This window comes from Paenibacillus catalpae (genome assembly GCF_900112695.1).
GTDB classification, from domain to species: domain Bacteria; phylum Bacillota; class Bacilli; order Paenibacillales; family Paenibacillaceae; genus Pristimantibacillus; species Pristimantibacillus catalpae.
Map to the genome: position 1 here is coordinate 1,271,936 of NZ_FOMT01000002.1, position 22,730 is coordinate 1,294,665.

A 22,730-nucleotide genomic window follows, 5' to 3' on the forward strand; every position below is an offset into this window, starting at 1 on the left:
CGTATGAAGAGCGAGCGGGAAAGGCTGTATGTCGTTTACGACGGTACGTGTAATCTGTGCAGAGGAACGGTATCCAGGCTGAAGGAGCTCCGCTCGAATGCAGAGCTGATCTTTGTGCCGGTTCAATCCCTTAAGGAGGCCGGCAACAAGGTTCCGGGAATAGACAAGGCTGCCGAAACGGATTTATACGAGAAGATGCATGTCGCAGACGAAAAGGGACGGCTTTATGCCGGAGCTGATGGAGTTGTCCGCATTTTGCGCACGATCCGGGGCTTCCGGCTAATCGCGGCGCTTTACCGTCTGCCTGGATTTAGTAAGGTTGGCGACTTTCTTTACCGCTATATTGCGAAACGCAGATATGACTGGTTTGGACAAACGGAGCAAAGCTGTTCCGTGAATGGCTGCACCTTGCCGCCGCAAGATGAGAGGGGAAAGGGGAATCATTCATGAAGTTACAACGTTGGTCGCTTAAGCGGTTATCCCTGCTTACGATCGCCGGACTATTGTTCGTGTCAACCTGGTGGGCCAAGCCATCGCTTGGAGCGGTTCCACAGCTCGATACGATTCGTGTTGCTATCTTTTTACAATTGCCGGGAAAATATCAGGTTAACACCGCAGCAGCTACTTTTGCATCTGCCGGCGGTTTAACCATAGGAATGAGCGACCCTGCGGGTGTTGTACCGTGGTTAAATATCGGGGCGAATGAGCAGTCCCGGATTGCAAAGGACGATTACAAGGTAAAAGTCGTTGAGACGGAAAGCTTTGATACAGCGCTCGGCGTTTATAAACGGCTGCAGGCTCTGTCGGGCAGCGGATTTATTACATCGTTGAAGAAAAAAGGCAAGACGGTTTATCAGGTAGCGGAAGGTACATACGGCAATGCGGCAGATGCAACGGCTGCCATGACCAAATGGACGGCAGACAGCACGATAAGCAAGCTGACCGGCGGTACCAAGGCGGCCATACAAGGGCCGTTCCACCTGGAGAGCGCAACAACTTATGCTTCTGAAGCAGAGGCGGTTAAAGCTTCCGAGGCTTTTAGTTCCGCGGGTGTAGATGCATTCGTTGGGGTACGCAAGGCTGAAGGCAGCTCGAACGCAAGTTATTCGGTCTTTGTAGGCGCCGCTGCCAGTACAGCAGAGCTTAATGTCGTGAAGACGGCGGCAGGGGCAGCAGGCAGCGGGCTGAAGACGGCGGAGGATTCCGCGTATCTTCTGGAACGTAATGACCATACCTTGACAGGCAAAGCGGATAATGCGGTTACGCTTTATGCTTTCCCAATCAATAATGCAAAGGTGCGGATTATGCCGGCGGCTGATAAACCGATCAAGCTGACGGAGCGTTCCAGCCGGACCTACCGCGGACAATTCGAGGTTAGTGAATTTAACGGCAAGCTGGCGGTCATTAATGAACTGCCGTTCGAGCAATATTTGTACTCGGTTGTTGGCGGGGAAATGATCGCTTCGTGGCCGCTGGAAGCGCTGAAGGCGCAAGCGGTATCGGCACGTACCTATGCGCTGTATCAAGGCTTTGGCTTCCAGATTGCCAACGTGGTTGATAGCGTAAGCAGCCAGGAATATCAAGGTACAACAACGGAGAAGCCTTCTACCATTCAAGCGGTAGATGAGACGGCCGGCGAAGTAATGCTGTATAACGGCAAACTGATCGAGGCTCTGTTCTCGTCCAATGGCGGCGGCAAAACAGCTGACGCATCTGAAATTTGGGGCAACTCAGTTGCCTACTTAAAGAGCGTATCCAGTCCGACAGACAGCTCCTCCGAGAAGGGGCTATACTCCTGGTACCGCGTTGTTCTTCCGGACAACAATACCGGCTATATCCGCGAGGATCTGCTGACCGATTCCGGTCAAACGAATGCGGCGGGCATAAAGCTGATGACAGTGAATACGGACGGCTCCAAGGTTCGGAAGAATCCGAAAGTAGAGGATTCGGTTTCATTAGTCGGTCAGGTGAATAAAGGCACGATTGTTGCAATATTGGACAAAACGGTTGAGAATAACGCTATGTCCTGGGTGAAGGGGCCGTTTACATCATCAGAGCTCCTGGCTACGATGACGAAGCAGGCGAGCGTAACAGGTCCGATTACTTCCTTGCAGGTAGGGACAACAGGTCCGTCCGGCCGTGCTACACAATTGCTTGTCAACGGACAGCCTTACAAGGTAAAATATCCAGATGTGCTTCGTTCAGCTCTTGGAGGTTTGCCTAGTACGCTGTTTAAGGTAGATGAGACAGCGAAGGTGACGATGCTGGGAGCAAATGGCTCTACCCGAACGAAGACTTCTTCCTCTCAGCCGGTGTACATGATCCAGGCAGGCGGAAAAGTCTCGCAGGCAGACGGTAATGTGATTGTGATGAACGGGGACAGTCAGATCCGCGCGACAACCAAAGACCCTTCCTACCGTTTTGTTGGCTCAGGGAACGGCCACGGGATTGGATTATCTCAATATGGAGCGCTTGGACTGGCACAGCAAGGGTATGACTACTCTTATATCTTGCAATACTACTATAAAGATGTAACCATCGCTAAGGAATGATTGATTCAATGAACGTAGATTTGTTTGATTTCGAACTGCCGGAGCATCTTATTGCCCAAACTCCGCTAGCAGATCGCACAGCATCGAGATTGTTGGCGCTAAACAAAGAGACCGGTGACATTGCGCACCGCACCTTTACCGACCTGGCCGATTATTTGCAGACGGGAGATGTGCTTGTTCTGAACAACACGCGTGTCATCCCGGCACGGCTGACGGGCATAAAGCCGGATACGGGAGCAAAAATCGAGCTTTTGCTCCTCAAACAGCTGGAAGGGGATCGCTGGGAAGCGCTTGCCAAGCCGGCCAAGCGGATGAAGGTTGGCGCTGAGCTGTGGTTTGGCGATAATGGCAGCGGAGAACCTCTTCTCCGGGCAGTAGTGGAAGATGAAGGCGATATGGGATCACGGACGATCCGTTTTCACTACGAAGGCATATTCCAGGAGCTGCTCGACAGGCTTGGTGAAATGCCTTTGCCTCCTTATATTAAGGAGAGGCTGGAAGAACGAGAACGTTACCAGACTGTATACGCGAAGCATGAAGGATCGGCTGCGGCACCTACAGCAGGACTGCATTTTACGAAGGAGTTTCTTCAACAGCTGGTTGATAAAGGCGTCAAGCTAGCCTACGTAACCCTCCACGTTGGACTTGGCACATTCCGGCCTATGTCCGTGGATAAAGTGGAAGAGCATGAAATGCATTCGGAATATTACGAACTAGATGAACAAAATGCTTCAATAATAAATGAAGCCAAATCGTCAGGAGCCCGTATTATAGCTGTGGGCACAACATCTTCGAGAACACTTGAGACCGTAGCAGCTAGATTCGAAGGCGGTCCAATCGAAGCATGCAGCGGCTGGACAGATATTTTTATCTTCCCGGGATACTCCTTTAAGCTGGTAGACGCCTTGCTGACGAACTTCCATTTGCCAAAGTCGACGCTCGTCATGCTCGTAAGCGCATTGGCGGGTCGTGAAGCGATCATGAAGGCATATGGCGAAGCTGTTCGTGAAGAATACCGTTTCTTCAGCTTTGGCGATGCTATGTTTATCTATTAATAACAACTTGTGCAAGCACGATAATCCCATGTAGACAGGAAGAATGACTAGTGGCTGTAAAGTATGAATTAATTAAGGTTTGCAAGCAGTCCGGTGCACGTCTTGGACGAGTCCATACTCCGCATGGCGTCATCGAGACGCCTGCTTTTATGCCGGTAGGGACGCAAGCTACCGTCAAGACGATGAGTCCGGAAGAGTTAAAAACAATGGATGCCCAGATTATTCTGAGCAATACGTATCACCTTTTCCTGCGTCCCGGCCATGACATTGTCGGCCGCGCAGGAGGTCTTCACAAGTTCATGAACTGGGATCGTCCGATTCTGACTGACAGCGGCGGTTTCCAGGTATTCAGCTTAAGCGACATGCGTAAGATTACGGAAGAAGGCGTGCAATTCCGCTCCCATCTGAACGGGGACAAGCTGTTTCTTTCCCCTGAGAAAGCGATGGAGATTCAGAACGCATTAGGTTCGGATATTATGATGGCTTTTGACGAGTGTCCGCCTTATCCGGCTGAATATGATTATGTGAAGCAATCGCTTGAGCGCACGACGCGTTGGGCGGAACGCTGCCTGAATTCCCATGCCCGCAAACATGACCAAGGACTGTTTGCCATTGTGCAGGGTGGCATGTACAAAGACCTGCGTATCCAGAGCGCCAAGGATTTGACTTCCATGGATTTCCCGGGGTATGCTATTGGTGGATTAAGTGTAGGCGAGCCTAAGCATTTGATGTATGAAGTGCTTGACTATACGGTTCCTGAGCTGCCTACAGGCAAGCCAAGATATTTGATGGGTGTTGGTTCACCGGACGCACTGATTGAAGGTTCGATCCGCGGCGTGGATATGTTCGACTGCGTATTGCCAACCCGTATTGCCCGGAATGGGACAACGATGACAAGCCAAGGCCGTCTTGTCGTCCGCAACGCGAAGTTTGCGGAAGACTTTGGCCCGCTGGATCCGGAATGCTCATGCTACACATGCAAGAACTACTCGCGTGCGTATATCCGCCACTTGCTGAAGGCAGATGAAACGTTTGGCATTCGGCTAACGACATATCACAACTTGCATTTCTTATTACAGCTCATGCGTGATGTCCGTCAGGCGATTATGGAAGACCGTCTTCTTGATTTCCGCGACGATTTCTTCACGAAGTATGGACTGTTTGATAACGACAAAGGTTTTTAAGTTTAGATTTTAGGGAAAGGGGGGAATTTCCATGTCGACTTTATTGGCAGCAGATGCAGCAGGCAGCACGAATATTTTTCAAATGATCTGGCCTTTCATTCTGATGTTTGCGGTCTTTTACTTCTTGCTTATTCGTCCGCAACAGAAGAAAACAAAACAGCGTAACTCGCTCCTTAGCCAACTGAAGAAAGGCGATAAAATTCAGACGATTGGCGGCCTTCAAGGCACAATCGTAGAACTGACAGACGACACGGTTGTGCTTCGCGTTAACGACACAACCAAGATGACGTTTGATCGCAGCGCAATCAGCTCCGTGCTGAACAGCGCACCTGCAGCAACGGAATAATTCCAAAATGGAAAGAAGCTGACTTTTATAGTCAGCTTCTTTTTACTTGCTATGTAGTATGCGCAGCTTTCATCAACGTTATTTCTTGAGGTTAACTCCGATCATTCCTCCCAATGCTCCCGCGAGGATGGCGGCAAGCAGCATGACAGCGCCCTTCACGGAAAGTCCGCTGTTCGCGGCAAGAAAGCCGATGGTCAGAACAGTTATGCCGTAGATGAGGCCTAGCAAGGCACCGTAATACCAGCCTTTAATACCCGAGCGTTTGCCCGATACGAAGCCGCCTGCAAGTGCAGAGAAGCCGTGGACTGCGAGCGAATATTGAGGCAGGTTATTCTCCTTCATACTGCTGAAATACAACATGAATGAAAGCAGAAGTGCGCCTAAAGCTAGCCAAATGATCGAATATATGACGCCAGCAATCAATGGAGAAGCGATACGCGGCGGCCGGACTATAGGTTTGAGCGAATTCATCTTATCCCCCCTTGTACAAGACTATTAGTACACCTTATGGTCAAGCCAGGTGGAATAGACCTGCCGTTTTGATGAGACTAGACGATATTTACATGTTTTTTGTATAATGTGCGTATTTATGCTGGATAAGGAGTTGTTAGCTTGGAACAGATTTACCATCCCGCCTCTTGGCAGGTGACCGTGGCAGTTGTTATTTTCTTAGTGACTTATGCCATCATTATTACCGAGAAAATAAATCGTACCGTTATGGCTTTATTTGGCGCGGTAATGATGATTGTGCTAGGCATTCTGGATATGAAGCTTGCCTTCTCGGAGCATATTGAGTGGGAAACCATTTTCTTGTTGATCGGGATGATGATCCTGGTCGGCATTACGAATAAGACAGGAGTATTTCAGTATGCCGCTATAAAAGCAGCCCAGGCCGCGAAAGGCGACCCGGTTAAAATTTTTATTATTTTATCGGTGCTGACAGGCATTGGCTCTGCATTTCTGGATAATGTAACCACGGTTCTGCTTATTGTTCCGATTACATTCTCGATTACCCGTATTCTAAAAATAACGCCGCTTCCTTTCCTGATCGCTGAAATATTGTCCTGCAATATTGGGGGAACGGCGACTTTGATTGGTGATCCGCCGAATATTATGATTGGTTCGGCCAATGAGAATTTAACATTTAACGATTTTCTCGTTAACCTGGCTCCGGTCATACTGGTTATTCTGGCCGTTACAATTGCCCTGCTTGTCTGGATATACCGCAAGAAGCTGATTGTAACAGAGGAATCCAAGAAGGAACTGATGGAGCTGAAAGCAGAGGATAACATCAAAGACCGGAAGTTGATGATTAAATCACTTTCGATCCTGCTGCTTACGATTCTTGGCTTTATCCTTCACTCTGCGATTGATGTAGAAGCAGCCGTCATTGCGCTTGGCGGAGCTATACTGCTCATGCTCATCGGGGTGAAGCGGGAGGACGCCGAGGCAGCCTTTGACATGGTGGAGTGGGAGACCATCTTCTTCTTTATTGGATTGTTTATGCTGGTTGGCGGCTTGATTGAAACGAATATTATATCGGATCTGGCAAATGTAACGCTGCAGATGACCTCAGGGGATATGACGAAAACCTCGATGCTGATATTGTGGGTGTCCGGCATCGCTTCAGCCACGATTGACAATATTCCGTTTGTCGCAACGATGATTCCGTTAATTCAGGATTTGGGAGTACAGATGAATATTACGAATCCGGATGACCTTAATCCGTTATGGTGGTCGCTGTCGCTTGGTGCATGCCTTGGCGGCAACGGAACTTTGATTGGCGCATCGGCGAATGTGGTCGTAGCAGGGCTTGCCATGAGGGAAGGCAAAGGATTCAGCTATATGGATTATCTAAAGATAGGTGCCCCATTAACACTGGTTGCTCTTGTTATTTCAACTTTATACATTTATTTTATTGTGTTGCCATAGGTTATAAACCCATATATTCGCTACTTCCCTAATCGCATGATGTGTCGGGCTGAAGGTCAGAATAGCTGTACGGGCTGTTCCGATGCAGGCATGACAAAAACGAGGAGGCGGTTAGGATGGAATATTGGAGCATGCTGCTCCGAACCGTATTTATTTACTTCGTCGTATTTCTGATCATGCGTTTTATGGGAAAAAGGGAAATAGGCAAGTTATCCGTCTTTGATCTGGTCATATCCGTAATGATTGCCGAAATTGCGGTCATCGTTATTGAGGACGTAGACCGGGCGATTTGGGAAGGCGTGCTGCCGATGGTGGTGCTGCTGCTTATCCAGATCGGGATTGCCTTTATCGCACTGAAAAATCGCAGGCTGAGATTATGGTTTGATGGCAAACCAAGCGTTATTATTGCCAAGGGGAAGCTGAACCGGGATGTGATGCGCAAGCAGCGTTATAACCTGGATGATTTGCTGCTCCAGCTAAGAGAGAACAAGATTCAAACGGTTGCCGATGTCGAGTTCGCGATTCTGGAGACAACAGGGAAATTGTCGGTTGTTGAGAAGGATAAAGAGGGTAATGGGCAAGAGGAATTAAAGGAAAAAGCCGCAGAGGAACCGATTCTCAAACCACAGTCACAGACGCCGGCGCGTTTTCGGTTCGAGATGCTGCCCATTCCGCTTATCATGGACGGAAAGGTGCAGGACGAGAATCTGGAGAAGCTGGACAAGACAAGATTTTGGCTGAAAAATGTGCTGCAGGAGCAAGGCGTATATGATTTCAAAGAAGTATTCCTCTGCACCATTGACCATAAAGGCAAATTATATGTTGACTCAGATAAAAAGCCGCGCTTCTAACTGGACACTAACCCCTGTCATGAACAGGGGTCAGTTCCGGCTACAGAAACACGGCTTTTCTGTTTATTTGAACCACTGCCCAAGGAGCGGTATACGGGCGATATCGTGTCGGTCGATAATCTTCATCCAGATCATAAGCAGCAAATAAATAATGGCACTGATGAAGCAGGAGAGAATCAGATTGATCCATTCCAGCGTTAACGGTTTTGTATTCATGATCCACATGGCCGCTGCGCCCATGATAAGCATGGCAGCTCCAACTTTAACAAAATCCAGAACTTGCATGTGGAAGCCGATAAAGCGCAAAACGCTGATGCCATGCAGGACGGTTACGAGAACGATATTCACGTTAATGGCAATAAGCGCGCCGTAGATGCCAAGCTCCGGCTTTGAAGCGAGAATCGTAATGAGCATCAGCTTAACGGCCGCCCCGATAAAGGTGTTCATCAATGCCGTTCCTGGTTTGTTCAAGGCTTGAAGCGCAGCTTGAAGCGGTGCTTGCAAGTAAATGAATATTCCAATCGGTGCCATAAGCTTCAGCATCGGAGCGATGTCAGCGTGATCATACATTATGCGGCAGATCGGTTCGGCGAACAGCCACATCACAACGACAAACGGTGCTCCGGCAACCAGTGCAAGCCGCATCGATTGATGCATTCTTTTATGAATCATTCCTTTATCTCCCCTGGCTGCTGCTTCAGACAAGGAAGGTACAAGGGAGGAGGCAAGCGAGAAGGTCAGTGCCGTTGGCAGTAAGAGCAGCGGGATGATCATCCCTTGCAAAGCGCCGTATTGGGCAGTGGCAGCACCAGTAGCAATTCCGGCGGCTGCAAGGCTTCGGGCTGTCAGAATCGACTCGAGCAAATAAGATAATGAGCCAACCATACGGCTTCCTGTCACCGGTATAGACAGGCCAAGCAGCCGGCGAAGGACAGGTGTATTTTTCTTTGCGGCGTTGGGTTCTTCAACAGATTTCTGCTTGCTGCGCTCCCTGGCATAAGTCCAGAGCAGCACGGCAAGAGCGCCAATCTCCCCTACAACTACACCAAGCATGGCACCGGCGGCTGCCCATTCGACCCCTTTTGGAAGGAGCATGGAAGCAAAGGTGAGTGAGCCGATAATCCGGATGATGGTCTCAATGATTTGGGAAGTTGCGGAAGGTATCATATTTTGTTTGCCTTGGAAGTATCCCCGGTAGACTGAAGAAATACCAATGATGAGCATTAGCGGTGTCATTACAATAAAGGTCTGATAAACCCTGGCATCGGTCAGCAGATGTGTAGTGATCCACTTGGCCAGAAGAAGAAGGGCTGCGGTCATCAGAACAGCTAGTACAATAGTAAGACCCATCGCGGTCCGGAAAATTTGCTTTACCCTCGCCGAGTCCCCGCGAGATACGGCTTCAGCCGTCCACTTCGTAATAGCCAGCGGAATGCCGCCTGTAATAACCGTTAATAAAACGGTCAGAAACGGATAGCTGAGCTGGTACAGCCCGACGCCTTCCGCACCAATGATACGCGGGAGCGCAATACGCGGCACAAAGCCGAGCAGCCGGTTAATAATGCCGGCGGCCAGCAGGATCATAGCCCCTTTTATAAACGTTTGCTTCGTCATTAGTCGCCCCTCATCTCTTGTACTGCTTTCCGTACATCTTTATGCGCGGCATGTCCGAATCATGAGTCATTCTAGAATCATGGCGAGACAAGTCATCCAAATTTATCAATTCAAAAGTTTCAGCAGGAAAAGAGGGAGGAAGCATCGAATAGGTAGAAGGATGGTTAACAGCTTTTGATTGGCACATTTGCAAGGCCAGAAGGAGGAGACAGCCGTGGGAGATGAGGATCTGAACAGCATGATCGAACAGCTGTGCAACAGCAAGGCGGAAGAATTTCATCTCATCGGATACGAACATGTAACGGGAAAAGAAATATGGGAATGCGTAAGTGAAAAGTATAAAAAAACCGGTCAGCCGGAGCTTCATCAAATGGTAAACGATATTTTGTCTTTAAAAGTGACAAAATTCATGAATTTTATGACGCTTAGCGCTTTTCGGGGAAACCATTTCTGACGGAAGGGGTTTCTTTTTTTTGCGCGCTCATTTTACACGCAAGTACAACCTAAGTATAATAGGAATATTGAGATCATAAGGGGGACTATGTACGTATGAACTGGAAGAGATTAACTGCCTTCCTTGCGGTCGTTGTCATCATGTTTGGCGCCATCGCTTGGACGAGCCCGGCTCTTGTCAAAGATATCCGGCTCGGTCTTGATTTGAAAGGCGGGTTCGAGGTATTGTATGAGGCCTCGCCACTTGAGGGCGGCGAACAAGTAACGCCAGAGTCGCTCAAGGAAACGGCGCACAGCCTGGAGCAACGGATTGACTCCACGGGGACGACCGAGCCTGAGATTACCCGGGAAGGCAGCAACCGCATCCGCGTTAGGCTGCCTGGTGTAACGGACGAAACGGCAATCCGCGAGATGCTGAAGAAGCCTGTCAATCTGACTTTCCGCGGTCCGGACGGCACTATCGAGCTGCAAGGCAATGATTTTGTGCAAAATGGCGCAAAGGTTGAGTTCGACCAGCTGGGTAATCCGATGATCACCATTAAATTGAAAGACGCAAAAAAATTCGAAGATGTAACAACGAAGCTGACAGGCAAAACCTTGTCTATTTACTTAGATGAAGAATTGCTGTCCAGTCCTTCCGTTAACTATCCAATTACAGGCGGTTCGGCGCAAATTTCAGGCAATTACACGCTTGATGAGGCCAATAACCTGAAAGATACGATTAACCTTGGTGCGCTTCCGCTGAAGCTCACAGAGATTTATACACAAAGTGTTGGTGCGAAGCTTGGCCAGAAATCACTTAACGAAACAGTAGGCGCAGGTGTTATCGGATCTGCGATCGTCCTTCTATTCCTGGTTCTCTTGTTCCGTATCCCGGGTCTGGTTGCCGGCATTACCGTAATCACGTACACTTGGCTGCTTGTTGTTGTATTTGAGCTGATGAATGCAACCTTGACGCTTCCGGGTATCGCGGCCTTTGTTCTCGGTATTGGTATGGCGGTTGACGCCAATATCATTATGTACGAGCGCATCAAGGAAGAGATCCGGAGCGGCAAAAGTCTGTTGTCCTCTCTGAAGGCCGGTTCGAAAAACTCGTTCCGTACCATTATGGACGCGAACGTGACGAATATTATTTCTTGTGCCGTCCTTTATTTCATCGGTAACGGTGCGATTCGTGGCTTCGCCTTGACGATGATCTTCAGTATTCTCGTTAGTATCGTGACCAATATCTTCTTGGCGCGTCTGCTGATTCAATTGCTGATCCGCAGTAACCTCTTTACTAAACCTGGCTACTACGGCGTGAAGGAGGCAGAAATCCGTGCTCTATAATGCAAAGGTTCGATTCGATTTCATTAAACACCGCAACAAGTTTTTCCTGTTCTCGGTTATTTTGACGCTTGTCGGCATTTTGTCGGTCAGTATCTTCCATATGAACTTCGGGGTTGACTTCAAAGCCGGTACGAATATGGATATTCTCGTGGGCAAGAAGTTAACTCAAACCGAAGCAAAAGATGTTCTGGAACAGCAAGGCTATTCCGATATTACGCCTACGGTTGGCGGTACGAATGGTGACCGTGTATCGGCCCGTTTCGATGATGTGCTCGATCAGTCGAAAGTAAAAGCGATTGAAGATGCTTTTAAAGCCAAATACGGCGATAAAGTATCTTCGGAAGTGAACGTTGTTTCACCGGATATCGCACAGGAGCTTGGTATTAAAGCGATCTATGCCGTTATAATCGCGAGTGTGGCGATTATGCTGTACGTGATGATCCGCTTTGAATGGCGCATGGCGCTTGCTGCAAACATCGCCATTTTGTATGATGCTTTTGTCGTTGTGACGATCTTCTCCATCTTCCGTCTTCAGGTTGACCTGCCGTTTATCGCGGCGGTGCTGACGACAATTGGTTATTCCATTAACGATAAGATCGTTATCTTTGACCGGATCCGTGAAAATCTTCGTTTCGCCAAAACAAAGAACGCAGACCAGATTGGCGACCTTGTTAACCAAAGCTTGTGGCAAACAATGGCGCGTAACGTATATACCGTACTTGCCGTACTCATTATTGCTACTTGTCTCTTCATCTTCGGCAGCGAATCGATCAAGCTGTTCGCACTGGCGAAAATGATTGGTCTTGCAAGCGGCGCGTACTCTTCGATCTGTATCGCAGCTCCGCTGTGGATGGTCATGAAGAGCAAGCAAAAGCCTTCTACGAAACAAGTGGCTAAAAAAGCGGTATAAGGATAACTTACTCTACTAAACAAAGTGGAACGGAAGCTTGGCTAGTTCCATCGCCAAGTCCTATTCCACGCTGGAGGCATAAATGTCAACTGAACAACGATATGCGGAGGCAAAGCAGGCCGAACAGGCTGGCTTATGGGGAACTGCGGCGCTGGCGTTGTTTAAAGGTATAGTAGGCGGACTCGCGGGCAGCAAATCGCTGCTCGCCGATGCCTTCCGAACGGCGGCAGAATGTGCCGCCGCTTTTGCTTTGTCATCCACTAAGCAAGACGGGCACAAGAAGGCCAATGCCAAGCTGCGTACGGAAGCCCTGACGAATGTATTTCTTGCCGTATTTTTTCTTATCACCAGCCTGGAGATCGGCATATCTGCGATTCGTTCCATTGCGGAAGGCGTTGATCATCCGCCGCACTGGAGTGCATTTGCTGCAATTCTCATGAGTCTGGTTGTAAGGGAGCTGTTCTTTTCCCATAAGGAAAGGGGCCAGGGCTTATATTGCTCGCTGGCGGCACTGATTGGCGCCGGCGGAGCCATGTTGGGTAAAGCGGCAGCGCTGCCGGCTCTGTACTACTTGGATCCTGCGGCAGCGATTGTCATTGCCGTTATGGTTATGTTGAGCGGTTACCGTACAATTACCGGATTTGTACAGAAAGATTCAAAGACAGAGTCTCAAAGTGAAGATACCGAGGTGCTGATGCAGTTGATTCAGCGCGTAGAAGGAGTAATTACCGTTGAGTCGATTCAGGCCAAGGAACAGGGGCATTATGTTGTAGCAGATATTGTCATCAGCGTAAATCCGCGTATATCCGTACTTGAAGGCCATGAAGTTGCAAAACGGGTCAAGCAGCTGCTTCTTACGCGGTTCGGTCATGTAACGGATGTGACGATCCATGTGGAGCCTTATGATCCGGGTTATCCGTACAGATCGAATCATGATCCGAATCAGGAGCATATGCCGACGCTTCTGCAATAGAATGGAAAGGGGTTGAAACTCGGCGTGATACAAGCAAAAACACGCTGGAATTTGGCGCCTTGGAGTAAAGAGGACGAGCAGCAGGCCAGGCAGCTGTCAGAGCTGCTTGGCGTTCCGCATCTTGTAGCCAAGCTTCTTGTTCAGAGAGGCTACAAAGAGAAGGAGTCCGCGGAGAATTTCCTGCGCGGCGGGGAGGACCGGCTTCATGATCCGTATTTGCTGAAAGGAATGAAGGAAGCTGTCGCCCGGATTCAACAAGCGGCAGTAAACGGTGAATTCATTCGGATCTATGGGGATTATGATGCAGACGGCGTATCTAGTACATCTTTGCTCATTCACGTGTTCCGTGAGTTAGGTTATACCTTTGATTATTATATTCCGCATCGCGCTTTGGAGGGCTACGGCCTGAACAAAGGCGCGATAGATTTGGCCGCGGCTGACGGCGTTCGTCTTATTGTAACGGTGGACACAGGAATCAGTGCCTATGAGCAAGTCGAATATGCCAAGCAGCTTGGTATCGATATTGTTGTAACTGACCATCATGAACCGCCGGATCAGCTTCCGGATGCGGTTGCGGTTGTGAATCCCAAGCAAGGGGATTGCCCTTATCCGTTCAAAGGATTGGCTGGGGTTGGTGTAGCCTTCAAATTAGCGCATGCGCTAATGGAGCGTCCGCCAATGGAGTGGGCGGATATCGTATGTCTTGGTACCATCGCGGACATCATGCCGCTTACAGACGAGAACCGGGTACTAGTAAGGGCAGGTCTTGCACGGCTGCAGAATACCGGAAATACCGGCTTCCGGGCTTTATCGGAAGCATGCGGCATTGAACTGGATCAGGTGACTTCCACGACAGTTGCCTTCGGCATGGCACCGCGGATTAACGCAGCAGGCCGGCTAGATCATGCGAAGCGTGCGGTTGAGCTCCTGACAACCGGTGACTATGACGAGGCTATACGAGCGGCTTCTTCACTTGATGTGCTTAACAAGGAAAGACAGCGAATCGTGGACGGTATCGTAAAGGAAGCGGAGCAGCAATGGCAGGGGAAAAGAGAAGCTGCAAAAGCGGCAGCCATCCCTGAACCTCCTGTTATTGTGCTGGCTGGCGAAGGCTGGAACGTTGGAGTAATAGGCATCGTTGCGTCCAAGATCCTGGAGCGTTATTATAAACCGGTTATAATACTTGGCATCGACGCGGACAGCGGGATGTGCAAAGGGTCGGCGCGGTCGATTGAAGGTTATGATCTGCATGCTGCCTTGACCGAATGCGACCACCTGCTTGACCATTACGGCGGCCATCAAGCGGCTGCAGGCATGAGTCTTCACCGGGACCACCTGCAGGCATTTGAAGAGAAGCTGGGAGAGCTTGCGTTGGAATGGTTGACGGAGCAGGACTGGATACCGAAAACGGCTATTGATCTTGTCTGCTCGGTAGAGGATGCCAGTGTTCATACGATTGGTCAGCTTGCCCAGCTCGAGCCGTTTGGAGCAGGCAACCCTTCACCGAGGCTGCTGCTTCATTCCGCTGAATTGTCGGATTACCGGACGATGGGCAAGGACTCCAGACATCTGAAGTTATCGCTTCGCAGCGGGCGTACCGCTCTGGATGCGGTAGGCTTCGGAATGGGGGAACTGTCGCAGCGGCTGCAAAGCGGTCTGCCGGTTGATCTGGTTGGGGAGCTGTCTATCAATGAATGGAACGGCCAGCGCAAAGCACAGCTGCACATTCATGATCTGTATTTCGGAGGGGCAGGAGCAAGATTCCCTGAGCGGGAGCATTTCGGGCAGGTATACCAATTGCTGAAGAGGAAGCAGCGTTTGCCGATGAAGGGCATTGAGCAGTATCTTTCTGAACAATGCGGCTGGCCCGAGCAAACGGTAACCGTCATGCTTGAAGTATTCCTGGAGCTTGGATTTATAGCTGTGGACGGCACTCATTTTATTGTTGTAGAAGCACCGCAGAAGCGTGATCTTGGTACATCTGAGAGGTATCAGGAGGCAAAGCGTGAGGCCGAGAGGCTCCGTTCGCCGTATGTTCCAATCGAAGTAATGGCATAATTGATATGGGAAGTAGAGAAAGGATTGAATAGAGAATGAGCGACATTAATTTCAAAGATTACATCCGGGTGATCCCCGATTTTCCACAACCAGGCATCCGATTTAAAGATATTACAACCCTGCTGAAGGATGGCAACGTATACCGCGCGGCGATTGAAGATATCCGCAAAGCTGTCGAGCATATGCAAATCGATATCATTGCCGGTCCTGAAGCACGCGGCTTTGTTGTTGGAGCACCGCTGGCAACTGCCCTTGGCGTAGGCTTTGCACCTATTCGCAAAAGCGGCAAGCTGCCTGGCGAGACGATTCAAGCCAGCTATGACCTGGAATACGGCAATGACAGCCTGGCGATGCATAAGGACGCAATCTCGCCTGGTCAACGTGTCCTCATTGCCGATGACCTGCTTGCTACTGGCGGTACCATTGCGACCTCGATGAACCTCGTCCGCCAGCTTGGCGGCGAAGTTGTTGGCGCAGCGTTCCTGATTGAGCTGTCTTATCTGACTGGCCGCGAGAAGCTGGAAGGCGTGGAAGTCTTCTCTCTTGTGACGTACTAAGAGAAACCGATTATATAGAGCTGCCCTTGGCAGAACAGCAGACTTAAATTGGTCTGAGGTTCTGCGGGGGCAGCTTTTTTTGTTGTCATGGACCTTTCAAATTATGTCAGTTGGAAACGGATTCAATTTGCATGTCCAAAATGGAACCGTATACAACTTTCGAGCAGTGTTATGAATAATAACATCTTTCGATTGAAAAGTATCATTTTTCGTTGGTCTGGCAAATAGTAAGGCCCTCGGCGAACTTCTACAATATAGACATAAGACTAGGCTTGCAAAGCAAGAATGGCCTCAAAAGCCAATGCTTTCGAAGTAAGAATTGCAACAAAAAGCGTGTCGCAATTCTTAAGCTAATGCTTTCGAAGTAAGAATTGCAACAAAAAGCGTGTCGCAATTCTTTTTAGGAGGGGACCACCAATGGCAGAGATAACAGCACCCGTCACTCATCAACAACAAACGCTTAAACGCAAATCCAAGCTTCGCCGATTCTTCCGGCAGTGGGATTTACAGCTTATGGTCATACCCGCTCTTCTTCTTATTTTTGTATTCAGCTACATCCCGATGTACGGCGTCCTCACTTCTTTTCAAGACTACAACATATTTAAAGGTTTTTTGAACAGTCCATGGGTCGGGTTCAAGCATTTCGAAATGTTCTTCCATGCTCCGGAGTTCGAACGGGTGATGCGCAATACGATCGTCATCAGCGTGCTCAAGTTGGCGATAGGGTTCCCGGCACCAATCGTCCTCGCACTTATGCTGAATGAAGTGAAAAATATGTATTTCAAGCGGATTGTACAGACCGTCAGTTATTTGCCGCATTTCTTGTCCTGGGTTATTGTTTCGGGGTTTGCGATGTCGATTCTGTCGGTGGAGAACGGCAGCTTGAATATGCTTCTCCAATCGCTTCATCTGATCAAAGAGCCGGTCAGTTTCCTCTCCATTCCCGAATATTTCTGGACGATTATCGTTACAACCGGCGTCTGGAAAGAAATTGGCTTCAGCTCGATTGTATATTTGGCGGCTATTGCCGGGATTGACCAGAGTATGTACGAAGCCGCATCGATTGACGGTGCAAGCCGGTTCAAGCAGATTTATGTCATTACGATTCCAACCATTATGCCGGTCGTTATCATTTTTATGATTCTGGCTATCGGAAATCTGTTAAGTGCAGGATTTGAAGATCTGCTCCTGCTTGGCGTCAATCCGATTCTGCGGGATGTATCGGATGTCCTGGATACCTATGTGTACCGAACCGGTATAACCGGACAGCGGTTCTCTTATGCGACAGCAGTTGGTTTGTTTAAAGCCATCATCAGCGTTGGCCTGCTTGCCTTCGCCAATCTGCTGGCTCGCCGCACCGGCAACAGTCTATGGTAGGAACAAGTTGGATACTCACTGCACTTGAGGAGGGAGAACGACTGCTATGAGAATTAAAGCCAGCTTCAGCGACCGAAGCTTAACCGTATTTGTATATATCTGTCTGGTTCTTATCGCCTTCGTTACGTTTTATCCGTTCTGGAATGCTGCGGTTGTCTCGTTTAACAAAGGGATGGATACGGCGTTAGGCGGCGTTACTTTCTGGCCTAGAGCATTTACCCTTGATAATTATGAAATCGTATTCCAGGACAAGAGAATTATAAACGGCTTCTATATATCGGTGATGAGGACCGTTATCGGAACAATAGCATCTATCCTGTTTACGGCGATTTTCGCTTATGGCATGACAAAGAAAGAGCTGATCGGCAGAAAGTTTTATATGATTGCCTGCATTATTACGCTCTACTTCAGCGGCGGTATTATTCCTACCTTTCTCGTCATCCGCGGTCTTGGCTTAATGGATAATTTCCTGGTCTTCATCATTCCCGGTCTAATCAGCGTGTGGAACATGATTATTTTCCGGACCTTCTTTGCGGGGCTGCCCCAAGGGCTTGAGGAATCGGCGCAGATAGACGGATGCGGCTATTGGGCAACCTTCTTCCGGATCGTGCTGCCGCTCTCTGGTCCCGTCATCGCTACGCTGGCGTTGTTCACGGCGGTTTCGCATTGGAATGACTGGTTCTTTCCAAGCCTTTACATAACCAATGAGAAGCTAGTTCCTATTCAGACGATGCTCCAGCAAATTCTGAATTCCAATATTATGTCCGAGCAATTCTCCCAGCTGGATTCGGCTTCGCAAAGCCGTCTGTCCTCCATGAAAAGCATCACGAGCAAGTCGCTGTCGATGGCAACGATGATGGTAGCGACAATCCCGATCATCATCGTCTATCCGTTTGTGCAGAAATATTTCGTAAAGGGCGTGCTAGTAGGATCTTTGAAGGAATAGTCCGATCGACAGAACTGGCATGTGCAACGATACGGTTTTCAACGCGAAGCGGGTTGTCCATACTTACGGATCGACAAATTCGCTTCCGCTGAACATAATTAAAGTTATGGGAGAGAGGGGTTTACGAAGGATGAGTAGATGGCGGAAATCAGCTTATTCAGGATTGGCAGCGATGATGGTTGGCGTAATGGCATTGACAGGGTGTTCAGGCAATGGAAACGGCAATGGCAGTCAGGCAACAAATGAACCGGCAGCAACGGAGTCAACAGCGGCAAGCGAAGCGCCGGCAAGCAGTGAGCCATCAGTCTTCAAGCTTGGCAGCGAGCCGATCAGCTTCTCTTTCTACGGGCATTATGACTGGTATTCCATGCCTGCCTGGGGCGGGGATGAAGCAACCAAATGGATCAAGGATAATATGAAGGTGGATATTACGCCTGTGCAGTCAGGCGGCAACGCTGCCCAAAAGCTGAACACGATGATTGCTTCCGGCAAGCTGCCGGATGTGATCTGGATGGACCGCGGAGCAGACGTGGAGAAGCTGCGTGAGGCGGGTATGCTCGTACCGTTTGATGACTACCTCGACAAATATCCGAACTTTAAGAAATGGGTTGGCGAAGAAGCCATCAATATGCTTCGTTCGAAGGACGGCAAAATCTATCAGTTCCCGAACTGGTATACGTCCCAGCCGAACGGCAACGCCGGTTACCTTGTTAACAAGAAAATCTATACGGAGCTGGGATCACCGGCTATTGAAACGACAGATGATTTCTATAACTACCTGAAGCAGGTCAAGGAGAAGTATCCGAACGTTACGCCGTTTAACCCCGATCTTGCTATCGACGGCCAAGGCCTCGATGTCCTTTACAGCGCGTTTGGCGAAGATTACTCGCCAGCTTATGTAGCGAACCGGGCCGTTCCAAGCGGCGATAAGCTTACTTCCTTATTCCTTGATCCGGTCTTCCGGGAATCGATGCAGTTCGCAAGCAAGCTGTTCCGCGAGAAGCTGATGTCTCCGGATTCGCTCACGCAAACCAAGGATCAAGTGAAGGAGCAGGCTTATAACGGAACGGCAGCCGTGTTTGCCGGCGCAAGCCCTACCGAGTACGGTGCAGTAGGGGATGCCGAACTGAAGAAGAAGGATCCGAATGCGGGTTATATGATGATCTGGCCGGTGCATAAGGCGGGTCTTGACAAGAATAAAATTTGGGCAGGCACTTATACGCAGCTGGGCTGGAACGTGAGCGTTATTACGAAATCGGCCAAAGATCCAGAGAAGATTTTCGCCTTCCTTGACTATTTAACTGGACCTGAAGGCACTCGTACGCTGTTCTGGGGACCAGAGGGGATTTACTGGAAGGGAACGGATGCCGACGGCTCGCCAATCTTCACCGATGCCTATACGAGCGATGTAGAAGGCCGCACAAAAATGATGGATGCAACGGTTAACTTCCAATGGAACGGAAATACCGTCTTTATTGATACATCGAAAATGAAATTCGAGCTTACGCTGCCGGAAGAACAGCAGTCTTGGGAAGCGCGCTGGCAAAACGCCATTACATGGAAAACGCAAAAGAATGCCACCGAGTATATTAACCTTGCGCCGGCTCCGGATTCCGAGGAAGGCATTATCGCCCAAAGCTTCGAGGAGCTCTATAAGGAAGCAAGAGCAAAGGCGCTGTATGCGAAGAGCGACGAAGAAGTTCTAGCCATTCTCGATAAAGCTCAGAAGGATGCCGAAGCTATCGGTTACGACAAGCTTCTTGCCTACAAAACAACCAAATGGCAAGAAAATGTAAAAAGCATGAAAGGCAATTAACATCCAGGCTAATGCTGGAGTATAATTTGATCAAGCGGTCGCGCCGTCCCTATATCAGGGGCGGTTCTGCCGTTTCACGACTTTTCCATACTGCTGACGGGAGAAGATGCCATCATGTATAAAGTGTTGATTGCAGATGATGAAGTACTTGATCTGGAAGGCATGAGGATGTTTATTCCCTGGACGGAGCTTGGACTGGAAGTTGTAGCAGCCTGCAACAACGGCTTTGATGCTTATGAGGTATTAAAAGACGGGAATATTGATATTCTCGTGACCGATGTACATATGCCCAGCATGTCCGGGCTCGAGCTTGCCCGCAAGGTGCAGGAAACGGAAGGCTGCGGTGATCTGAGAGTCATCTTCGTCAGCGGCTATCAGGATTTTCATTACGTTAAGCAGGCTTTATCCCTACGGGCATATAGTTATGTTCTGAAGCCGATGGATGATGCCGAGCTTGTTGAAGCGCTTGTTCATGTAACGAAAGAGCTGGATGAAGTATCGAGAAGACAGGAGGAGGAAAGGCAATGGCGGGAGGCTGCAAGACGTTCGCCTCATCGTCATCAACAGCTGCCGGAACCTGTTGAGTTAGGAAAACATACGAAGCTTGTTCAGGAAATGATTGCTTATATGAAAGAGCATCTGCATCGCTCTCTAACGCTGAAGGAAGTGGCGGACCGTTTTGCTTTTTCACCGAATTATCTGGGTTTGATGTTCAAAGAAGAGATGGGCGTAGGCTTCAGTGAATTTGTTATTACCATGCGGATGGAAAAGGCAGGAGAGCTGCTGAAGGATCCGAAAGTCAAAATTTACGAGGTGGCGGATCAGGTCGGTTACCGTTACATGCCTTATTTCAGCCGGCAATTCAAAGAGACATTCGGCATGACGCCGATCGAATTCAGGAGACAGCGCTAATGATACATACGCCATTTACGGGCACACAAGGTTCCCGCAAATTTATCCCGTTTGGCATTAAACTGCTTATCTCGTATATGATGCTCATCATTATCCCGATCTTCATGTTTGGTTATTTCGCCAGTGACATTATGACGGATTCGATCCGTTCCAATACAACAAATACGATTAAAGGGACGCTGCGCCAAATCGAAGATAACGTCGTCTATAAATTAGAGGATACGGTCCGGTTATCGGATCTTCTCTATTACGATACGACCTTGTCGAAGCAGCTTCTTCACTATGAGGAAGGCTGGGTGAGCTATGAAACAACGACAGAGCTGCTGCTCCCCAAGTTCCGTCAGACGATCGAATCCACGAACCGCAGCTTATGGCTTACGGTCTATTTGCGTAATGAAACGCTGCCGGAGGTGTATTACGACAGCAAGAATATCGACCCGCTTGTAATGAAGGGACGATTTTTCGATTTGCTTCATTTGAACCGGATTACGGAGAAGCCCTGGTACCAATCCTACCCGGCAGAGAAATACGGAGAGACGATGCGGTGGAAGCAGATTGAGGATGACAGCCGCTATAACCGGATATCGATGCTCCGGCGTCTTGTAGATTTGGAGTCTGCAAGATTGAACGAAATAGGGTTCATGCGGATCAGCGTGTACCTGTCCGATTTGTTCCAAAGTGTGGATTACCGTAAAATCGGCGTCGGCAGCACGTTGTTTATTACCGACGGCAGCCGTAATATTTTGTATGCTTCGGGGGCGACCGAGCAGTCCAGCGAGCAGCTGTGGGATGCTTCGAACGGGGACAATTACCTGGTTATCCGCCAGCCGCTTCCAGGTCTGAACTGGAGCCTGACGGCGATGGTGCCGTCCTCCGTGCTGGAGAAGGATACACAGAAGGTCAAGCTGCTGTCGCTTGTCATTTGCAGCGCGAGCTGCGTGCTGATTCTGCTTGTCGCAGCGTTCGTCTCGAGAACGTTCTCCCGGCGGGTGTTAAAGGTCATGTCCGTCCTTCAATCCTTCCGGCAGGGAGATTTTCAGCGCCGGATCCATTACAGCGGGAATGATGAATTTACAACGATTGCATCCTCGCTGAATGAGCTTGGGAAGAAGACGCAGACCTTGATTGAAGAAGTTTATACGACCAATTTGAAAAAGAAAGAGGCGGAGCTGGAGTCGCTCCAGGCACAGATCAATCCGCATTTTTTATATAATACGCTTTCGTCAATCAGCAGGCTGGCCAAATTCGGGCAAGTGGAGAAACAGCACCAGATGGTGATGAACCTGGCCAAGTTTTACCGCTTGTCGCTAAATGAAGGGCAAACCATTATTCCGATTGGCAAGGAAATAGAGCAGGTTCGGGCTTATATGGACATTCAACAGATCAAATACGGCGACCGGGTCCGAATCGACTACAATATTTCCCCGGAAATTGTCGAACTGAACACGGTAAAGCTGATCGTACAGCCTTTTGTCGAGAATGTGCTCGAGCATGCCTGGCGGGGGGACCAGATCGATATTCAAGTTATTGGGTACCGCGCCGGAGATGTGGTTCATCTGTTTGTGGCGGACAATGGCAACGGAATGCCTCAGGAGACGATTCTTCAATTATTTAGCGGCGAAGGGATGCAACGTGTCGGATATGGGATCCGTAATGTACATGAGAGAATCCAACTTTATTACGGCAAAGATTTCGGTGTAGCCATTGAGAGTGAACCAGGAGCAGGTACACGTGTTCATATTCGTATTCCGGCTGAATCCGCATAGTCCGTTTATGCGAAATTTGGTGAGGCATGCAGGTTGACGCGGATCCCTACTTCCAGCATAATATTAAGAAAACTCGGAAAATGCGCGAATCGGAGTCAA

The 22,730-nt window shown here is 49.2% G+C and carries 20 protein-coding genes; 18 read left to right on the forward strand and 2 right to left on the reverse strand.

Annotated features, from left to right (window positions below; genetic code table 11):
• Positions 1-3: 3 nt before the first annotated feature.
• From BM200_RS13340 to yajC, 5 genes are read left to right on the forward strand one after another with little or no spacing between them, the layout of a single operon-like run.
• A complete protein-coding gene (locus BM200_RS13340; protein WP_091186015.1) occupies positions 4-450 on the forward strand; it encodes a thiol-disulfide oxidoreductase DCC family protein in 447 nt (148 codons plus the stop codon).
• Positions 447-2,552, forward strand: coding sequence for a SpoIID/LytB domain-containing protein (locus BM200_RS13345; RefSeq protein WP_091186018.1), 2,106 nt, complete (start codon positions 447-449; stop codon positions 2,550-2,552). Before BM200_RS13340 ends, BM200_RS13345 begins: the two co-directional genes overlap by 4 nt.
• 8 nt (positions 2,553-2,560) lie before the next feature.
• Positions 2,561-3,607, forward strand: a complete 1,047-nt coding sequence (gene queA, locus BM200_RS13350; RefSeq protein WP_091186020.1) for a tRNA preQ1(34) S-adenosylmethionine ribosyltransferase-isomerase QueA — start codon at positions 2,561-2,563, stop codon at positions 3,605-3,607.
• Between the two features lie 50 nt (positions 3,608-3,657).
• Entirely contained in the window at positions 3,658-4,791 is a 1,134-nt protein-coding gene (gene tgt, locus BM200_RS13355) for a tRNA guanosine(34) transglycosylase Tgt (protein WP_091186022.1), read from the forward strand.
• Positions 4,792-4,822: 31 nt separating this feature from the next.
• Complete coding sequence (yajC, locus tag BM200_RS13360) at positions 4,823-5,137, forward strand: preprotein translocase subunit YajC (protein WP_091186025.1); 315 nt, start codon at positions 4,823-4,825, stop codon at positions 5,135-5,137.
• Between the two features lie 78 nt (positions 5,138-5,215).
• Here the strand turns inward: yajC and BM200_RS13365 are convergent, their stop codons facing one another.
• The gene (locus BM200_RS13365; RefSeq protein ID WP_091186028.1) at positions 5,216-5,608 is read right to left on the reverse strand and encodes a TIGR04086 family membrane protein; all 393 of its coding nucleotides are present in this window, start codon (positions 5,606-5,608) and stop codon (positions 5,216-5,218) included.
• 141 nt (positions 5,609-5,749) lie between these two features.
• Here BM200_RS13365 and BM200_RS13370 point away from each other — a divergent pair, with 141 nt between their 5' ends.
• Both BM200_RS13370 and BM200_RS13375 read left to right on the forward strand, forming a co-directional pair.
• Positions 5,750-7,069: an ArsB/NhaD family transporter gene (locus tag BM200_RS13370; protein WP_175532851.1), complete on the forward strand. Its 1,320-nt coding sequence runs from the start codon at positions 5,750-5,752 to the stop codon at positions 7,067-7,069.
• A 116-nt stretch (positions 7,070-7,185) separates the two neighbouring features.
• Positions 7,186-7,920, forward strand: coding sequence for a YetF domain-containing protein (locus BM200_RS13375; protein WP_091186030.1), 735 nt, complete (start codon positions 7,186-7,188; stop codon positions 7,918-7,920).
• 63 nt (positions 7,921-7,983) lie between these two features.
• On the opposite strand, the gene spoVB is transcribed toward BM200_RS13375, so the two are convergent.
• Entirely contained in the window at positions 7,984-9,534 is a 1,551-nt protein-coding gene (gene spoVB / locus BM200_RS13380) for a stage V sporulation protein B (RefSeq protein WP_091186032.1), read from the reverse strand.
• A gap of 238 nt (positions 9,535-9,772) precedes the next feature.
• Here spoVB and BM200_RS13385 point away from each other — a divergent pair, with 238 nt between their 5' ends.
• The 11 genes from BM200_RS13385 (at position 9,773) to BM200_RS13435 (ending at position 22,631) form a co-directional block, all read left to right on the forward strand.
• Entirely contained in the window at positions 9,773-9,988 is a 216-nt protein-coding gene (locus BM200_RS13385) for a post-transcriptional regulator (RefSeq protein WP_175532867.1), read from the forward strand.
• Between the two features lie 95 nt (positions 9,989-10,083).
• Positions 10,084-11,316, forward strand: coding sequence for a protein translocase subunit SecD (gene secD, locus BM200_RS13390; RefSeq protein ID WP_091186036.1), 1,233 nt, complete (start codon positions 10,084-10,086; stop codon positions 11,314-11,316).
• A complete protein-coding gene (gene secF / locus BM200_RS13395) occupies positions 11,306-12,226 on the forward strand; it encodes a protein translocase subunit SecF (protein ID WP_091186038.1) in 921 nt (306 codons plus the stop codon). Before secD ends, secF begins: the two co-directional genes overlap by 11 nt.
• An 82-nt stretch (positions 12,227-12,308) precedes the next feature.
• Positions 12,309-13,199, forward strand: coding sequence for a cation diffusion facilitator family transporter (locus tag BM200_RS13400; protein WP_091186040.1), 891 nt, complete (start codon positions 12,309-12,311; stop codon positions 13,197-13,199).
• Between the two features lie 24 nt (positions 13,200-13,223).
• The gene (gene recJ, locus BM200_RS13405) at positions 13,224-15,257 is read left to right on the forward strand and encodes a single-stranded-DNA-specific exonuclease RecJ (RefSeq protein WP_091186043.1); all 2,034 of its coding nucleotides are present in this window, start codon (positions 13,224-13,226) and stop codon (positions 15,255-15,257) included.
• Between the two features lie 44 nt (positions 15,258-15,301).
• Positions 15,302-15,814, forward strand: coding sequence for an adenine phosphoribosyltransferase (locus BM200_RS13410; RefSeq protein ID WP_091186338.1), 513 nt, complete (start codon positions 15,302-15,304; stop codon positions 15,812-15,814).
• Between the two features lie 417 nt (positions 15,815-16,231).
• On the forward strand, positions 16,232-17,191 hold the full coding sequence (locus BM200_RS13415; RefSeq protein ID WP_091186045.1) for an ABC transporter permease: 960 nt from the start codon (positions 16,232-16,234) through the stop codon (positions 17,189-17,191).
• 46 nt (positions 17,192-17,237) lie between these two features.
• Positions 17,238-18,137, forward strand: coding sequence for a carbohydrate ABC transporter permease (locus BM200_RS13420; RefSeq protein WP_091186047.1), 900 nt, complete (start codon positions 17,238-17,240; stop codon positions 18,135-18,137).
• 130 nt (positions 18,138-18,267) lie between these two features.
• The gene (locus BM200_RS13425; RefSeq protein WP_091186049.1) at positions 18,268-19,953 is read left to right on the forward strand and encodes an extracellular solute-binding protein; all 1,686 of its coding nucleotides are present in this window, start codon (positions 18,268-18,270) and stop codon (positions 19,951-19,953) included.
• 114 nt (positions 19,954-20,067) lie between these two features.
• A complete protein-coding gene (locus BM200_RS13430; protein WP_091186052.1) occupies positions 20,068-20,865 on the forward strand; it encodes a response regulator transcription factor in 798 nt (265 codons plus the stop codon).
• Positions 20,865-22,631, forward strand: a complete 1,767-nt coding sequence (locus BM200_RS13435) for a sensor histidine kinase (RefSeq protein WP_091186054.1) — start codon at positions 20,865-20,867, stop codon at positions 22,629-22,631. The genes BM200_RS13430 and BM200_RS13435 overlap by 1 nt, the downstream gene beginning before the upstream one ends.
• The last annotated feature ends 99 nt before the right edge of the window (positions 22,632-22,730 follow it).